We start from the raw sequence: 15,168 nt of genomic DNA on the forward strand, positions 1-15,168 counted from the left end.
GGTGGCCTGCATGCGCAAGCTGCTGACCATCCTCAACGCCATGCTTCGAGACAACGCCAGATTCCGACTCGAAACGCCTGTTGCGGCTTGACCTCCAACACCGTTGCTCCCCCGCGCTGCGGGGGAGGTGAACTGCGCGCTGTGCCGCTTCGCACCCTCCACCGTTGACGGGGCATTGCGCCCTTCACGGGTGGAAGGCTGGGATGGGGGCGCTCTTCGGCGCGAGCTCCGTGCCCCCCGCCCGACGCGCTGCGCGCGTGCACCTCCCCCGCGCTGCGGGGGAGGTGCCAGGCGGCGGTTCTTCAGTTGGCCTGGCGGGCCACTGCGACCGGGAGCGTCAGCGCGGTGCGCTGTGGACCGAGCGCGCCGCCGACCGGCTCGAGCGTGACCTCACCGAAGCGCCAGCTGCCGTCGGCCGGCAGGCTGCGCGCGTCGACCGTGATGCGCAGGCTGACGCTGGCACCGGCCGGCACCCGCAGCTGCGCCGGCATGGCCGTCGCCGTGACGCCGGCAACGCGCACCCGCCAGGTCGAGGCCTGGGCATGCGGATTGCGGAACGTGCGCACGAAGCTGCAGCGGGTCTGGCAGTTGCGGTTGGCCAGGCCCGGCTGGTTGAGATTGGCGACATCGCCGCCCTGCGCCGGGTTGGCCGCCAGATAGCGCGCACCGGTCTCGTGCATCAACAGACCGGCCTCGGCCGCGCGGTCGACGCGGATGCGGCCGCTGCCGCGATCGAACGGCGTGCCGGGCGTGACTTCGTCCTCGGTGTAGACCAGGGTCTTGGCGGTCAGCGCCAGCGCCGATTTGATCTCGGGCACCGACCAGTCCGGCCGCGCCTGGCGCAGCAGCGCGGCGGCGCCGGCGTGGTGCGGCGAGGCCATCGACGTGCCGTTCATCAGGCCCAGTGCGTTCTCGTACCCGGTGATGGTCTCACCGGCCACCGTGGCCAGGATCGACACGCCGGGCGCGACCACGTCGGGCTTGAGCAGGTTGAAGGTGCCGGCCGGCCCGCGCGAGCTGAAATCGCCGAGCGCGTCGGGCACATTGGGCGTGGCCAGCGGCGGGTAGCCGATGCCGGCGGTGGCGTTGGGCCGTGTTGCGGCGAAATCGCGCAGCGCGTTGCCCTCGGCCTGGGTCACCGAGAACACCGGCACGGTCGCGCCCGGCACCGACGGCACCAGGCCGCCCTCGGCGTTGTTGGCGATCAGCACCGCGACCGCGCCGGCCGCGGCCGCGTTGGCGGCCTTGTCGGAGAACGCGCAGCTGCCGCGGCGCACGACCGCGATCGCGTTCTGGAACGTACCCGCAGCGTAGGCGCTGCAACCGTCGGTGCCCCCGTCGATGCCGGCGCTGACCCGCAGGCGTGTCGTGCCGGGAATGCTCGCGGTGTGCGGCGTGCCGCCGGTGCCTTCGGTCAGCAGGATCAGCGACAGCGGCTCGGGCACCGGCGCCGGGCCCGTGACCTGCAACGCGGAGGCGAATGCGCCGCGGCCATGCTGGGCCGCGCCCGTCGAGGCGACCCAGGGTTCGAGGTGGCCCATGCTGTTGGCGGCCGGACCGCTGTTGCCGGCCGAGGCCGCGACATAGATGCCGGCCTCGCTCGCCGACAGGAACGCCAGCGAGACCGCCTCGCTCCACGGCTGGCCGCCGCCGCCGATCGAGTAGTTGATGACGTCGACGATGCCGTCGGCGAGCGCCTGCTCGACCGCGGCCACCGCCGAGACGTTGGGACACAGGCCCCGGCCATCCGACAGGCGCGTGTAGCAGATGTCGAAGGCGACGATGTTCGCGCGTGGCGCCACGCCGGAGATCGCACGCGAGTTACCGCTGAAGACCACGTTGCGACGGTTGCCGGCGACGGTGGAGGCCACGTGGCTGCCGTGGCTGTTGGTGTCGCCGAAGCCGGGTTCCTCGCGGATGCCCTCGCGGCCGCAGGTCAGCCCCGGGGCCTCGCACACGAAGTCGTAGCCGCCGATCAGCTTGTCGTTGCAGCGGCCGGCATCGATGCCGCCGGGCGCGCAAGTGCCCAGGTAGGTGCCGCTACCGAGCGGATTGATGTGGACGTAGCCGTCGACCGGGTCGACCGCCGAGAACGAGGGCGAACCGAAGTTGATGCCCGAATCGAGGATGCCGACCACGACGCCCTCGCCTTTCAGCGCGCCCAGGCCGCCGATCGCCCCGTTCCACAAAGCCGGTGCGCCGATCAGGCCGGGCCCGGTATCGGTATCGAGCGCGTACTCGCGGTAGGGCTCGACGAAGCGCACGTCGCTGCGCGCGGCGACCTTCGCCGCCTCGGCAGGCGCCAACTCGACGACGAGGCCGTTGATCGCATGCTGCATCCGGCGCTCGACCCTGAGCGACCGGCCCAGGTCCAGCGCGATGCCGCTTTCGACTTCGCGCTGGCGCCGCTGCAGATAGCCGACGTAGCTGCGCGCCGGGGCACTGCGCACGTCCAGGCGCTGGCCCTCGCGGCGCTTGGCCGGCGCCGCCAGCCCGGCGACGCCGCCGGAGTAGCCGGCCAGGGCCGGATCGTCCAGGACCACGATGTAGCGCCCCGGGCCTTGCGCGGCCGGCGCGGGCGATGCACCGCGCGGCGTGGCGGCAGAAGCGACCGGGGCCGTGCCCAGCAGCGCGCCCACGCCCTGACGGGCCGATTGCAGCGCCTGCCGGGCCGCGGGCTCGGCGCCGGGAATGACGGTACTTGCGGCGGCGACGGCGACGACGCCGAGCAGGACCGAAGCCCCGCCGAGTGTGCGGATACGTGACATGCGAAAGCTCCCCTTTTCAGATGACGGTGATTCACCGGTGACCTGCCCGGCGCGCACGGCATGGCTGCCGTCCCCGCCCGACCTTCTCGATGCCGCCGCGCCCCCCCTGGCTCGCTGCGTCCCCCTGCTTCCGCTTCCGTGTATACCGCGTCCGGGCCGTGGCCGCATCCTGCACTGCGGCCGATTCGCCCCGGCGCCCCCCATCAATGCCGATGGCATGCCCTAGACTCGTCGGGCGCCGGACCGGCGCGCTGCCTGCCCGAGTCGCCCGATGCCCAGCCCCCGCTACGCCGTGTTCGGCCATCCTGTCGCCCATTCGCTGTCGCCGCGGATCCATGCTGCGTTCGGGCAGCAGACCGGCATCGCGATCGACTACACCGCGATCGATGCCGCGCCTTCGGCCTTCGCCGAGGCGGTGACGGCCTTCGCGACATCGGGAGGCGCCGGCGCCAACGTCACGCTGCCGCTGAAAGAGGCGGCGTTCGCGCTGGCCGACACGCAGTCCGAACGCGCGCAACGCGTGGGCGCGGTCAATACGCTGGTGCGCCGCGGCGCGACCTGGCATGGCGACAACACCGACGGCGCGGGCCTGGTCCGCGACCTGACCGATCGCCACGGCCTCGACCTGCGCGGGCGCCGGACGTTGCTGATCGGCGCAGGCGGCGCGGCGCGCGGAGTCGCCGGGGCGCTGCTGGAGGCTGGCGTCGACGGCCTGACGATCGTCAACCGCACGCCCGAGCGCGCCGACGCCCTGGCCGATGCGCTCGGCGAGCCCGGGCGGGTGCATCCGCGCTATCTCGAACGCGTCGGCGAGTCGGGGGAGTTCGACCTGATCATCAACGCCACCTCCGCCGGACGCGACGGCAGCTTCCCGGCCTTGCCGCGCGCATTGGTGGGCATGCGCACCGCCGCGGTCGACCTCAATTACGGCGAAGCTTCGGTGCCATTCCTGGCCTGGGCGCGTGCCCACGGCGTGCGCGATGCGATCGACGGACTGGGCATGCTGGTCGAGCAGGCGGCCGAGAGCTTTTTGCTCTGGCACGGTGTGCGGCCGGAGACCGATCCGGTGTTCGCGGCGCTGCAGGCGCGCAACGTCGCGCTGGTCAGCGCGGACTAGAAGGCCATGACGATGGATGTCCATGCCCTGTTGATGTCGATGGTCCTGCAGTTGCCTGCGCGCGTGCCGCTGCTGATCGCGCTCGGTGTCGCGCTCGTACTGGTCCTGCGTCAACGCAACGTAGACCCACCGGCGGTGCGGCTGGCGGCCTGGGGGTTCGGCGTGATGTTGGCTGCCCAGTTGCTCGCGGCGGGCACCTATCCACTGGTGCAGGCCTATATCACCGTCGCCGCGCTGCCGTTCGCGGCGACGGGCCTGTTCTACGGCGTTGTCAGCGTCAGCCTGGCGATGATCGAGGCGGCCGGCCTGATCCTGCTGGCCCTGGCGGTCGTACGCCGGCGCCGCTGACGCCGCGCCATGGAGTGTCGTCCGGCTTGCGCGGCGTGCTGCATCGCGCCGTCGATCACCTCGCCGATCCCCGGCATGCCCGACGGCAAGCCAGCCGGCGTGGCGTGCGTGCAGCTCGACGAGTCGCTGCGCTGCCGGCTGTTCGGCCGCCCCGAACGGCCTGCGTTCTGCAGCTCGCTGCGCCCGGCCCAGGACATGTGTGGCGGGTCGCGGGACGCGGCGTTCGCACTGCTCGAGCATCTGGAGCGGGCGACCACACCGTGAACCGTCAGCGGTAGCGCGCCTCGAGCAGGTCGAGGTCGCGGACCAGCCGGCGGGCGATCTCGTCGGAGATCCGCCGATGACGGGCGAGGCTGTAGATGCATTCGCGCTCGGCCGCGACGGCCGCGATGCGCAACGCGCGCTCGGCGTCGTCGGCGCGGCGCAATTCCTCGGCATCGATGCCGCCGCCGGCCTCGCGGCGCAGCCGGTCCTGGTACAGCGCCATGACCCGGACCGCGGCGCTGGCATAGAGGTCGGGGTCGGATTTGGCGCCAGGCAGCGCATGCTGCGCGCGCTCCACGGCCGCCACCGCGGCGACCGCGCCCTCGTGTCGGGCCAGGTCCATCTCGCGGTCGCCTTCGCCCTCGACCGGCACGGTGAGCCCGCGCAGCAGCCGCGGCAGCACCAGGCTGCCGAGCAGCAGGGAGATCAGGATCACCGCCGCTGCCAGGAAGATCGCCAGGTCGCGCGCCGGGAACGGCGTGCCGTCATACAGCGCCAGCGGCAGCGTCAGCACGCCCGCCAGCGTGATCGCGCCTCTCACGCCGGCCAGCGACATCGCCGCCACCAACCGCCATTCGGGCCACTGCCGCCGCGCGCCGTTGCGCGACAGCGCGATGCGCAACGTCACCCACACCCAGGCAAAACGCAGCGCGAACAGGCCGGCGTAGATCGCCAGCACGTAGACCACCAGCCACCACGGGGTGACGTGGCCGGCCTCGCGCACCGTGCTCACCGCGCGGTCGACGATCCACGGCAACTGCTCGCCCAGCAGCACGAAGATGATGCCGTTGAGCGAGAACTGCACCGTGTCCCAGACCGCGGCACGCTGCACCCGGGTCGTCGCCAGGGCGCGGCCGCTGAGCTCGACATAGCTCATCGTGATGCCGGCCGCGACCGCAGCGAGGATGCCCGATGCGCCGATCTGCTCGGCCAGCAGGTAGGCGCCGAACGGGGTGAGCAGGCTGATCAGGATCGGCGTACCCGCCTCCTCGCCGAACACGCGCGAGACCAGCGCATGCCCGCGGTTGATCGCGATGGTCAACGCCGCGCCGACCGCGACGCCGGCCAGCGCCAGCCACAGGAAGGTCAGCGAGGCGGAGAGCAGCGAGAAGCCGCCAGTCAGCGCCGCCGCCACCGCGAAGCGGAAGCACACCAGGCCCGAGGCGTCGTTGAGCAGCGACTCGCCCTCCAGGATGTGCATCACGCGCGAGGGAATCGGCGCACGCGCGGCGATCGACGACACCGCGACCGGATCGGTCGGCGACAGGATCGCGGCCAGCGCGAACGCCACCGCCAATGGCATCGCCGGGATCATCCAGTGGATCAGCAGGCCGGCGCCCAGCACCGTGAACACCACCAGCCCCAGCGCCAGCTGCAGGATCACGCCGCGGTCGCGGAACAGGCCGCTCTTGGGGATCCGCCAGCCATCGAGGAACAGCAGCGGGGGCAGGAAGAGCACGAAGAACAGATGCGGGTCGAGCGCGACGCCCCGCCCGAACACGCCGGCGATCGTCGCGCCCAGCGCGATCTGCACCACCGGCAGCGGCAGCGGCAGCCAGCGCTGCAGCACGCGGGTCAGGTAACCGCTCACGACGACGGCCAGCAGCATCACCAGGACGACTTCGATCGAATGCATGGGCGGTCGGCAGCACGCGGCGCAGGAGTCCACCACGATAACGCTGTCGGTCGATCACGGGGAGCGCATCGCGTGCGTGCCCGTGTCTCGATATAGCCCGCGTGCATGCACAGGCTGCGGGCAACCCGGCAGCTGGTCCGCTCAAGAACGCGCCTGCCTTGGAAAGCGTTGAAGCGCGACTTCGGTGCGCCGCGGATCGTCGGCCGGACGCCACGCGTCCCGCTCGCCCGAACAGAGGTCAAAAACCGGGGTCAGAGTGCAATTTCGCCTCGCGAAATTGCACTGTGACCCCGCGAATGAAGCCGTCGACGACATCGCCCAACGCTGCGAGCCCCTAGAATCGAACGTCCCCACACCGCTGTGCCCGACGATGACCAATCCGCTGCTCGACTTCTCCGGCCTGCCCCATTTCGACGCGATCGCACCGGCGCACGTGCAGCCGGCCATCGATGCGCTCGTCGCCGAGGCCGAGGCGGCGCTGGCGGTCGCGGGGCGGACCCAGCCGGTGGGCTGGGAGCAGGTCGTCGTCCCGCTCGAGGAGGCGACCGAACGGCTGGGGCGCGCCTGGAACCAGGTCTCGCATCTCAATGCCGTCGTCAACACGCCTGAGCTGCGCGCCGCCTACAACGCCGCGCTGCCGAAGGTCACCGCGTTCTTCAACGCCCTCGCACAGGACGAGGCGCTGTATGCCCAGTACCGGCGCCTGTCCGACGAGGCCGATGCGCTCGGGCTCGACCCGCTGCGCCGGCGGGTGATCGCTCATGCGCTGCGGGACTTCCGCCTCGGCGGTGCCGCGCTCGACGCCCAGGACAAGGCACGGCTGGCGGCGGTCCGCCAGGAACTCGCCGCGCTGTCGGCGCAGTTCTCCGAACACGTGCTCGACGCGACCGACGCATTCTCGCTGCATGTCGACGATGTCGCGCGGCTCGCCGGCCTGCCTGAGGATGTCGTCGCCGCGGCGCGCGCGACCGCCGAGAAAGCCGGCCAGTCCGGCTGGACGCTCACGCTGCAGATGCCCTGCTACCTGCCGGTGCAGACCTATGCCGAGGATCGCGCGCTGCGCGAGACGCTGTACCGCGCCTACGGCCTGCGTGCGTCCGAAGCCGGGCCGGCGGCGCGCGACAACGGCCCGTTGATCGCCCGGATCCTGACGCTGCGCGCCGAGCAAGCCGCGTTGCTGGGCTTCGACGATTACGCCAGCCTGTCGCTGGCGACCAAGATGGCGGTTTCGCCGGGCGACGTGCTCGCCTTCCTGCGCGACCTCGCGGCGCGCGCCCGCCCGCATGCCCAGCACGACCGCGATGCGCTCGAGGCGTTCGCGCGCGACACGATGGGCCTGGACGCGTTGCAGCCCTGGGATGTCGCCTTCGCCGCCGAACGGCTGCGCCAGGCACGTTACGACTACTCGGCGCAGACGGTGAAGCAGTACTTCACGCAAGACCGCGTGCTCGCCGGCCTGTTCGACCTGATCCACGCCCTCTACGGCCTGCGCGTCGCGCCCGACAGCGCCCCGGTCTGGCACCCGGACGTGCGCTTCTACCGGCTGGTCGATGGCGACGGCACGCTGGTCGGGCAGTTCTATCTCGACCTGTACGCGCGCGAAGGCAAGCGCGGCGGCGCGTGGATGGACGATGGCCGCAACCGCCGCGCGAGTGGCGATCGCGTGCAGACGCCCCTGATCTACCTGGTATGCAACTTCGGCCGCGGCGCCGATGGGCGCCCGGCGACGTTCACCCACGGCGAGGTGACCACGCTGTTCCATGAGATGGGCCACGGCCTGCACCAGTTGCTGACTGCAGTCGGCGAGTTGCCGATCGCCGGCATCAACGGCGTGGAGTGGGACGCGGTGGAACTGCCGAGCCAGTTCATGGAGAACTTCTGCTGGGAATGGCCGCGCGTCGAAGCGATGACCGCGCACGTGGAGACCGGCGCGCCGCTGCCGCGCGATCTGTTCGACCGCATGCTGGCCGCGCGCAACTTCCACAGCGGCCTGCAGACGCTGCGCCAGATCGAGTTCGCCCTGTTCGACATGCAATTGCACGCCGGCTTCGACCCTGCCCAGGACGACGCGCTGTCCTTGCTCGAGCGCGTGCGCGACGAGGTCGCGGTGCTGCGCACGCCGGCCTGGCACCGGTTCCCGCACCAGTTCGCGCACATCTTCGCCGGCGGCTATGCAGCGGGCTACTACAGCTACAAATGGGCGGAAGTCCTCAGCGCCGACGCCTACGCCGCGTTCGAGGAAACTCCGGATCAGCTGGCGCAGACCGGTGCGCGGTTCCGCGACGAGATCCTGGCGCGCGGCGGCAGCCGCGATGCGGCCGACAACTTCCGCGCCTTCCGCGGCCGCGACCCCGATATCGCGGCGCTGCTGCGGCACAGCGGCATGGCCGCCTGAGCCCCACGCCGGACGGTCGCACCGACTTGCGCTCGCACTGCGCCACCGTCACGCGGCCGTGCGACCATGCGCGCGGTTGACCTCTGGATCGCATCCATGCGCCTGCTCGTCCTGTTGTGCTCGCTCGCCATGCCCATCGTCGGCTGGCTGTCGCAGACCGGTGCATTCGGGCCCGACCAGGCCGCGGTGTCGGGACGCTACCCGACGCTGCTGGTCGCGGCGGGCTATGCGTTCTCGATCTGGGGCCTGATCTTTGTGCTCGACATCGTCTACGCCGCCTGGCAGGCGACCGGGGCGCGTCGTCACGATGCGCTGCTGGCACGCATCGCCCCGGTCGCCGCACTGGGGTTCGCGCTGACCACGATCTGGATGCCGTTGTTCTCGGCCGGTCAATTCATCGCCTGCGTGGCGGTGATCGTCGGCGCACTCGCTTGCCTGGCCTGGTGCGCGGTCCAGCTGTCGGACGGCAATGCCGCGCGCGGCCGGCGCATCGCCTGGTTGGCGTTGTCGCTGCACGCGGGTTGGTTGTCGCTGGCCGCCTTCCTCAACGTCGCGCAGACGATCGTGGCCTACCAATGGCTGTCGCCATCGCGCATGCTCGGCTGGAGCCTGGCGTTGTGGGCGATTGCGGCGGCGCTGCTGCTCGCGCTCAACGCCCGCATGCGCGGCAACCCGGCCTATGCGGCGGTCGCGCTGTGGGGCCTGTTCGCGGTGTGGATCAAGCAGACGGACTGGCCGCTGGCCGGGGCGACGACATCGGCTTGGGTGACGCTGGGCATCGCGACGCTGCTGGTGATCCAGACCGTCGTGCTGCGGCTGCGGCAGCGCACCGCCTGACTGGGTCTCAGGCGCCTGTTCACGCTCTGCAGGGGATCGGCGCGGCATCGTAGACGCCCCCGTTCCCAGGAGCCCGTCATGTCCTGCCGCCTGCTTGCCGCCGCGCTCGGCGTGGCGATCCTGCCTGCTGTCGCGACCGCGCAGGTCAGCACCAGTGCACTGGAGCCGGTGGGCGAACCGCCAGCGCTGTCGTCGCAGACAGGACGCCAGACCGGGGTGGTGACCTACGACCGCGCCGATGGCCAGCAGGTGATCATCCGCTCCTACGAGCCGCGTCCGGCGACGACGAGCCCCTACCGGGTCGATTTCGCCGCGCTCGATGCCGATGGCGACGGCTACATCAGCCGCGCCGAGGCGCGCGCCCACCCCACGCTGTCGGCCGAGTTCGACGCGGTGGACAGCAATCGCGACGGTCGCCTCAGCCGCGAGGAACTCGCAGGCTGGCTGCGCTAGCCTAGTCGGCCGGCCGTCGTGGCCGGTACCGGAGACCAGGCGTGACCCATCCCGATCCGACCCACCGGGCCGAGCCCGTATCGCGTACGCCGATGTTGATCGGCGCGGTGTTCGTGCTGCTGGGCGGCATCTTCATCGGAGCGCTGAGCACGACGGTCATGCTGCGCACGAGCATCGGCTCGGCTGGCGACCTCAAGGCGCGCGAGGCGATCCGCCTGCAGGGGCTGCTGGTCGCCGACGACGGACGGCTGGACCCGGCGCAGACCGCCGAGCGCGCAACCGCCGCTTTCGCGCACAGCTTCGTGGTCAGCGCGGCGGCGCTCGATGCGGTCGCCTCGCTCGATGATCGCCAACGCATGCTCGACATCGCCCGGTGGCTGGTCGAGACCGACGCGCTGGCCGACCGACACGATGCCGTTTCTCGGTGGGCCCAGGCCGCGGCGCACTGCCTGGTCGCGACCCCCGAACAACCGCGCACTGCCGCCAACTGCGTCCGCGACGCGATGCCCAGCGACGTGCCGCGTCCCGACCGCGGCGACTGATCCGCATGACCGCGCGATGCGCGCCTGTCGTTGCCGTTCGCGCACGACGCCAGCTTTGCGGTTAGGAAAACGCCCGGCCTGTGCCGGGCGTTTCGCACATCACGCGGCGCGCAGCGATCAGTCGCGCGACTGGCTGATGACGCGTCCGTCCTGCGGATCGAGCCTGAGATCGACACGCTGGCCTTCCTTCGTGTCCGCTTCGGCCTCCCACAGGCCGTCATCGAACTTCACGTCCTCGATCTTGGTGAAGCCGGCGGCGGTGAGCTTGGCGCGGATATCGGCCTCGCCCAGCGTCGTTGCGCCGGCATTGTCGGGATACACGCGACCGGTGGCCGGATCCAGGCGGACGTCGATCTTGCGCCCGTTGGCGTCCTTGACGTCGGCCTTCCACAGGCCGTCCTTGAACTCGAGATCGGTCACGTCGGTATAGCCGCCGTCGGTCAGCGCGGCGCGGACCTGGGCGCTGGTCATCGCGTCCTGCGCCAGGGCAGCACCGGCGGTCAGGGACAGGGCGAGCGCCAGGCCGCGGATCAGGGTCGTCTTCATCGAAAGGCTCCTGCGTAGGGGTCGGCCGAGTCTTCTTTGAGCTGCGCGAAGCAGCGGTGAACGACGGTCGCCGATGGCGGGCGCGGTTCATAGACACGGCGACGACCGAAACCGACATGAAGCCCTGGGCCGGGCTACACGCCCCCCCGCACCTTGCCGCCAGCGGCGAAACACGGGACGAACGGCAGGAGGACTATCCTCGCCGCCGGCCTCCACGCACCGCCGCCCTCATGACGTCCAGCGATATCCAAGTCCTCCTCATCGCCCTTGCCAGCGTCGTCGTGCTGGTGCTCCTGATCGTGGCGCGGCCCCGGCTCCATCCCCTGCTGGCGCTCCTGCTGGTGTCGTTCGGCGCGGGCCTGGCCACCGGCATGCCACTGGACGCCCTGGTGCATGCCGTGAGCAACGGTGCCGGCAAGACGCTCGGCGCCGTCGGCCTGGTGGTGGCGCTGGGCGCCATGCTGGGCAAGGTACTCGCGCAGGCGGGCGTGACGGACGCGCTGGCCAATGCCATCCTGCGGCGTGCCTCGCCGCGCGTGCTGCCCTGGGCGATGGCAGGCGTGGCCTTCATCATCGGAATCCCGATGTTCTTCGAAGTCGGGCTGGTGATCCTGCTGCCGCTGATCTTCGGCGTGGCCCGCAAGCTCGAGTCCCACGGCGGGAATCGCGGTTCGGCCTATGTGTATGTGGGGGTGCCGGTGATCGCGGCGCTGGCCGCGATGCACGGCATGGTGCCGCCGCATCCCGGGCCGCTGACCGCAATCGCCACCCTGGGCACCAGCGTGGGGGCGACCATGCTCTACGGCTTCATCGCCGCGATCCCGGCCATCGTCCTGGCGGGACCTGTCTACGGCATGTTCATCGCGCCGCGCATGTCGGTGCGGCCCGACGCCGCCCTGCTCGATCACGAGGCCGCAGCCGCAGACGACACGGCGCCGGCGCGGCACGCACCGCCGGGACTGGGGCTTGGCATCGTCGTGGCGCTGGCACCCGCGCTGCTCATGCTGTGCCACGCAGTGGCGGAAGTGCTGCTCCCCGAGGGTTCGACCGTGCTGCACGTGGCGGCCTTCGTCGGCCATCCGATCGTCGCCATGCTGCTGGGCGTGGGGCTGGCCATGGTGGTCCTGCGGCCGGGCGCGCCTGCGGCAGTGCGCACAGCGCTGGGCGAGAGCGTCAAGCCGGTGGCCGGCGTGCTGCTGATCATCGCGGGCGGGGGTGCCTTCCAGCAGGTGCTGACCGATGCACGGGTCGGCGATGCGATCGTGCACATGAGTCAGCAGCTGGCCCTGTCGCCGCTGCTGCTGGGCTGGCTGATCGCGATGCTGCTGTCGGTCTCCACCGGCTCGGCCACCGTGGGCGTGGTCGGCGCGGCAGGGCTGCTGGCGCCGCTGGGCGCGGCCGAGCCTACGCTCAACCTGCCACTGCTGGCGCTGTCCATCGGCTGCGGCTCGCTGTTCTTCAACTATGCCAACCACGCGGGCTTCTGGTTGGTGAAGGAGTCCTTCGGCATGAGCATGGGCGAGGCGACGAAGACCATTTCGGTGGTGCAGTCGATCGTGTCGCTGGTCGGGCTGTGCATGGTGCTGCTGATGAATCTGCTGCCGCCGTTGGTCTGACACGACGCCACGACCGGTTGCGAGATCGCGCACGGACCGCGGTGAGGCCGAAACGATCGAACGGCCAAGCCGGAAGCTCCATTTTCCCTGAGCCGATTCGGCCTGTGTCGGTGGTGCGCCGAGCGGTTGAGAGATCAGAGCAAGAGCGTGTCGCGCAAACGCCGCAGCACCGGCTCGAGTGCGTCCACCGGCACCGACCCCAGTGCCAGCCGTAGCGCGTGCGGTGCATGACGGCCGGTCGCGTACGCCTCGGCCTTGGAGACGGCGATGCCGCGCTCGGCCAGCGCCTCGGTGGCGCCATCCATGCGCAGGTCCTCGGGCAGGCGCAGCCACAGGAACGGCGATGCAGGATGCGCGCGCACGTCGAGGCCGGCGAGCGCATCGGCCGCGATCGCCTGGCGTCGGTGCGCATCGTGGCGCAAGGCGATCTCCTGCTGCGCGACCGTGCCGTCGGCAATCCAGCGCGTCGCCATCGCGGTCACCAGACTCGGCAGGCTCCAGTGGCTGGCCCGGATCACGGCCTTGACCCGGACCGCGCAGGCTTGCGGCACGACGACGTAGCCGAAGCGCAGACCGCTGGCCAGGCTCTTGGACAGGCTGGCGATGTGGAACGTGCGTTCGGGCGCCAACGTCGCCAGCGCGACCGGTGCCGGGTCCGCAAGCCAGGCATAGGCCGCAGCGCGCGGCTGCGCGCACATGCCTGGGCCGAACATCGCGGCCGAACGATCGCGCACGACCGCTGCGACATCCAACGCGAGGACGGCAAGGTCGTCGCGCGCATGGCCAGCAAGGTCATGACGCTGCGCGGCGAGCACGCCCAGGGCCGCTGAGGCGACCGCCCGCACGAGGCTGCGCCCAGATCAGGCCGCCGTCAGCAGGCGCAGGTCGTCGACGAATCCGGCATAGGCCTGGGCCTGCGCGACAGGATCGCCCTGGCGCAGCACCCACGACGGATGCACGGTGGCGAAGGCGCGCACGCCGTCCTCGCGTGTGCGCCACAGCCCGCGCTCCTCGGTCAGCCGCACGCCCGGCCCGAACACCGCGCGCGCGGCCGTCGCGCCCAGGCAGACGATACGCTCGGGCCGCACCTGCGCGATCTCGGCGCGCAGCCAACCGTTGCAGGCCTCGATGTGGGCGACATCAGGACGCCGATGCAGCCGCCGCTTGCCGCGCGGCTCGAACCGGAAATGCTTGACTGCATTGGTCAGGTAGAGCGAGCCGCGGTCGATGCCCAGCTCATCGAGCGCGCGCGAAAACACCCGCCCCGCGGGCCCGACGAACGGCCGGCCCGACAGATCCTCTTCGTCGCCCGGCTGCTCGCCGACGATCATCGTGCGGGCATCGCTCGGCCCTTCGCCGAACACCACCTGCGTCGCCGGTTGCCACAACGGACACCGCCGGCAGTCGCGCGCGGCCTCGCGCAGCGCGTCCACGCCATCGGGCGTGGGGGCGGGCGACGCGGGCACGGCCGGGATGCGCCGACGGGGCGCCTGATGTTCGCGCTCGGCCATCTCACGCACGCGCACGCCCGCCTCGCGCACCAGCCCCGGCAGCAATGCGGTCTCGGGCAGGTGCTTCCAGTACTTCTGCGGCATCTCGGCGCGCATCATCGTGGTGTTGAGCCGGGCCGGATTGAAGATGTTGGCGTAGTAGGTCCGCCACAGGTCTTCGCGCGCGTCCTCGGCCGGCGCATCGGCGCGCGTGCCGCCCGGCGCGAACGCCAACGTGCGGCCGTCCCACAGCGCGCTGCGGTATGGCGTCACGATCGCCCAGCGCATGCCGGCGAAGCGGCGCGCGAAGAACGGCGCGACCCGATCGACGATCCAGTGGTCGGGCTCGAACCAGGCGACGTATTCCTCGTCGGCGCCAGGGACGGCGCGGAAGCGCACGAAGGCCTTCATCTTGTGGGTATCACGGCGCACGGCCTGGGCCATCGTGCGTGCGCGGTGCACGTCGGGGTCGGCCGCGCGCAGCAGCAACGCGCGCTCGCCCTGCGCGATGCGCCAGAGCATGCGATAGAGCAGGCCGTGGCGGTCATCGGCGCGATGGCAGAGCACGGCATCGGCGAGACTCAGGAACTCGGACGGCACCCGCGGCGCGCTGTGTTGCGGCGGCAGCGCGGCGAGGTCGAGGCCGCCCAGCAACGATCCCTGCGCACCCCCGTTCCAGTCGAGCTGCTCGGGCGGCAGACCGGCGCGCAGCGCGGCACGCGCTGCGCTTCGCCAGGCACTGGCGTCCCAGGGCGGATCGACCGTCGCGGTCACGCGTGTGTGGCTGGACAACGACGTCGTCGTCATCGCATTCTCGCCCGTGCGCCGCGATGCGCTTGTCGCCTTCCCCCGCTGACGGGGGAAGGCCGGGATGGGGGCACGCCCACGACACACTGCGATCGGTCCGAGCGCCCCCACCCAACCCTCCCCCGTGCACGGGGGAGGGCGGCACAGGCGCGTTCGCCGCCGCGATGCGCTTGTCGCCTTCCCCTGCTGGCGGGGGAAGGCCGGGATGGCGGCACGCCCACGACACGCTGCGATCGGACCGAGCGCCCCCACCCAACCCTCCCCCGTACACGGGGGAGGGCGGCACAGGCGCGTTCGCCGCAACGATGCGCTTGTCGCCTTCCCCCGCTGGCGGGGGAAGGCCGGGATG

At 71.4% G+C, this 15,168-nt stretch carries 13 protein-coding genes; 8 read left to right on the forward strand and 5 right to left on the reverse strand.

The annotated features are described in order from the left end of the window. Window positions 1-302 precede the first annotated feature (302 nt). Window positions 303-2,768, reverse strand: coding sequence for a S8 family serine peptidase (locus tag ABE488_RS17250; protein WP_346449635.1), 2,466 nt, complete (start codon window positions 2,766-2,768; stop codon window positions 303-305). A 271-nt stretch (window positions 2,769-3,039) separates the two neighbouring features. On the opposite strand from ABE488_RS17250, the gene aroE reads away from it, so the two are divergent. The 3 genes from aroE to ABE488_RS17265 are packed head-to-tail and all read left to right on the forward strand — an operon-like array spanning window position 3,040 to window position 4,497. Then, complete coding sequence (gene aroE / locus ABE488_RS17255; RefSeq protein WP_346444731.1) at window positions 3,040-3,885, forward strand: shikimate dehydrogenase; 846 nt, start codon at window positions 3,040-3,042, stop codon at window positions 3,883-3,885. Window positions 3,886-3,897: 12 nt separating this feature from the next. Beyond that, entirely contained in the window at window positions 3,898-4,233 is a 336-nt protein-coding gene (locus tag ABE488_RS17260; protein WP_346449637.1) for a hypothetical protein, read from the forward strand. A 9-nt stretch (window positions 4,234-4,242) separates the two neighbouring features. Beyond that, window positions 4,243-4,497, forward strand: a complete 255-nt coding sequence (locus ABE488_RS17265; protein ID WP_346449638.1) for a YkgJ family cysteine cluster protein — start codon at window positions 4,243-4,245, stop codon at window positions 4,495-4,497. Between the two features lie 4 nt (window positions 4,498-4,501). On the opposite strand, the gene ABE488_RS17270 is transcribed toward ABE488_RS17265, so the two are convergent. Further along, window positions 4,502-6,133: a Na+/H+ antiporter gene (locus ABE488_RS17270; RefSeq protein ID WP_346449639.1), complete on the reverse strand. Its 1,632-nt coding sequence runs from the start codon at window positions 6,131-6,133 to the stop codon at window positions 4,502-4,504. 370 nt (window positions 6,134-6,503) lie between these two features. Here ABE488_RS17270 and ABE488_RS17275 point away from each other — a divergent pair, with 370 nt between their 5' ends. From ABE488_RS17275 to ABE488_RS17290, 4 genes are all read left to right on the forward strand, one after another. Beyond that, on the forward strand, window positions 6,504-8,528 hold the full coding sequence (locus tag ABE488_RS17275) for a M3 family metallopeptidase (protein ID WP_346449641.1): 2,025 nt from the start codon (window positions 6,504-6,506) through the stop codon (window positions 8,526-8,528). 96 nt (window positions 8,529-8,624) lie between these two features. Then, entirely contained in the window at window positions 8,625-9,365 is a 741-nt protein-coding gene (locus ABE488_RS17280) for a hypothetical protein (RefSeq protein ID WP_346449642.1), read from the forward strand. Window positions 9,366-9,443: 78 nt separating this feature from the next. Beyond that, a complete protein-coding gene (locus tag ABE488_RS17285; protein ID WP_346449643.1) occupies window positions 9,444-9,818 on the forward strand; it encodes a hypothetical protein in 375 nt (124 codons plus the stop codon). 41 nt (window positions 9,819-9,859) lie between these two features. Then, window positions 9,860-10,360: a hypothetical protein gene (locus ABE488_RS17290; RefSeq protein ID WP_346449645.1), complete on the forward strand. Its 501-nt coding sequence runs from the start codon at window positions 9,860-9,862 to the stop codon at window positions 10,358-10,360. A gap of 117 nt (window positions 10,361-10,477) precedes the next feature. Here the strand turns inward: ABE488_RS17290 and ABE488_RS17295 are convergent, their stop codons facing one another. Continuing rightward, on the reverse strand, window positions 10,478-10,906 hold the full coding sequence (locus ABE488_RS17295; RefSeq protein WP_346449647.1) for a PepSY domain-containing protein: 429 nt from the start codon (window positions 10,904-10,906) through the stop codon (window positions 10,478-10,480). A gap of 230 nt (window positions 10,907-11,136) precedes the next feature. Between ABE488_RS17295 and ABE488_RS17300 the strand changes: the two genes are divergently transcribed. Continuing rightward, window positions 11,137-12,522, forward strand: coding sequence for a gluconate:H+ symporter (locus ABE488_RS17300; RefSeq protein ID WP_346449649.1), 1,386 nt, complete (start codon window positions 11,137-11,139; stop codon window positions 12,520-12,522). Between the two features lie 134 nt (window positions 12,523-12,656). Here the strand turns inward: ABE488_RS17300 and ABE488_RS17305 are convergent, their stop codons facing one another. Both ABE488_RS17305 and ABE488_RS17310 read right to left on the reverse strand, forming a co-directional pair. Then, window positions 12,657-13,256 (reverse strand): aminotransferase class I/II-fold pyridoxal phosphate-dependent enzyme, encoded by a 600-nt coding sequence (locus tag ABE488_RS17305; RefSeq protein WP_346449651.1) that lies wholly within the window; start codon window positions 13,254-13,256, stop codon window positions 12,657-12,659. Window positions 13,257-13,382: 126 nt separating this feature from the next. Next, window positions 13,383-14,819, reverse strand: coding sequence for a UdgX family uracil-DNA binding protein (locus tag ABE488_RS17310; RefSeq protein WP_346449652.1), 1,437 nt, complete (start codon window positions 14,817-14,819; stop codon window positions 13,383-13,385). Between the last annotated feature and the right edge of the window lie 349 nt (window positions 14,820-15,168).

Origin of the sequence: Luteimonas sp. TWI662 (assembly GCF_039673825.1) — a bacterium.
Taxonomy (GTDB): domain Bacteria; phylum Pseudomonadota; class Gammaproteobacteria; order Xanthomonadales; family Xanthomonadaceae; genus Luteimonas.

Excerpts from the sequence above, each read along its gene's own strand:
- ABE488_RS17250 (WP_346449635.1), bottom strand. The coding sequence starts at position 2,768 with ATGTCACGTATCCGCACACTCGGCGGGGCTTCGGTCCTGCTCGGCGTC.
- aroE (WP_346444731.1), top strand. The coding sequence starts at position 3,040 with ATGCCCAGCCCCCGCTACGCCGTGTTCGGCCATCCTGTCGCCCATTCG.
- ABE488_RS17260 (WP_346449637.1), top strand. The coding sequence starts at position 3,898 with ATGGATGTCCATGCCCTGTTGATGTCGATGGTCCTGCAGTTGCCTGCG.
- ABE488_RS17265 (WP_346449638.1), top strand. The coding sequence starts at position 4,243 with ATGGAGTGTCGTCCGGCTTGCGCGGCGTGCTGCATCGCGCCGTCGATC.
- ABE488_RS17270 (WP_346449639.1), bottom strand. The coding sequence starts at position 6,133 with ATGCATTCGATCGAAGTCGTCCTGGTGATGCTGCTGGCCGTCGTCGTG.
- ABE488_RS17275 (WP_346449641.1), top strand. The coding sequence starts at position 6,504 with ATGACCAATCCGCTGCTCGACTTCTCCGGCCTGCCCCATTTCGACGCG.
- ABE488_RS17280 (WP_346449642.1), top strand. The coding sequence starts at position 8,625 with ATGCGCCTGCTCGTCCTGTTGTGCTCGCTCGCCATGCCCATCGTCGGC.
- ABE488_RS17285 (WP_346449643.1), top strand. The coding sequence starts at position 9,444 with ATGTCCTGCCGCCTGCTTGCCGCCGCGCTCGGCGTGGCGATCCTGCCT.
- ABE488_RS17295 (WP_346449647.1), bottom strand. The coding sequence starts at position 10,906 with ATGAAGACGACCCTGATCCGCGGCCTGGCGCTCGCCCTGTCCCTGACC.
- ABE488_RS17300 (WP_346449649.1), top strand. The coding sequence starts at position 11,137 with ATGACGTCCAGCGATATCCAAGTCCTCCTCATCGCCCTTGCCAGCGTC.
- ABE488_RS17310 (WP_346449652.1), bottom strand. The coding sequence starts at position 14,819 with ATGACGACGACGTCGTTGTCCAGCCACACACGCGTGACCGCGACGGTC.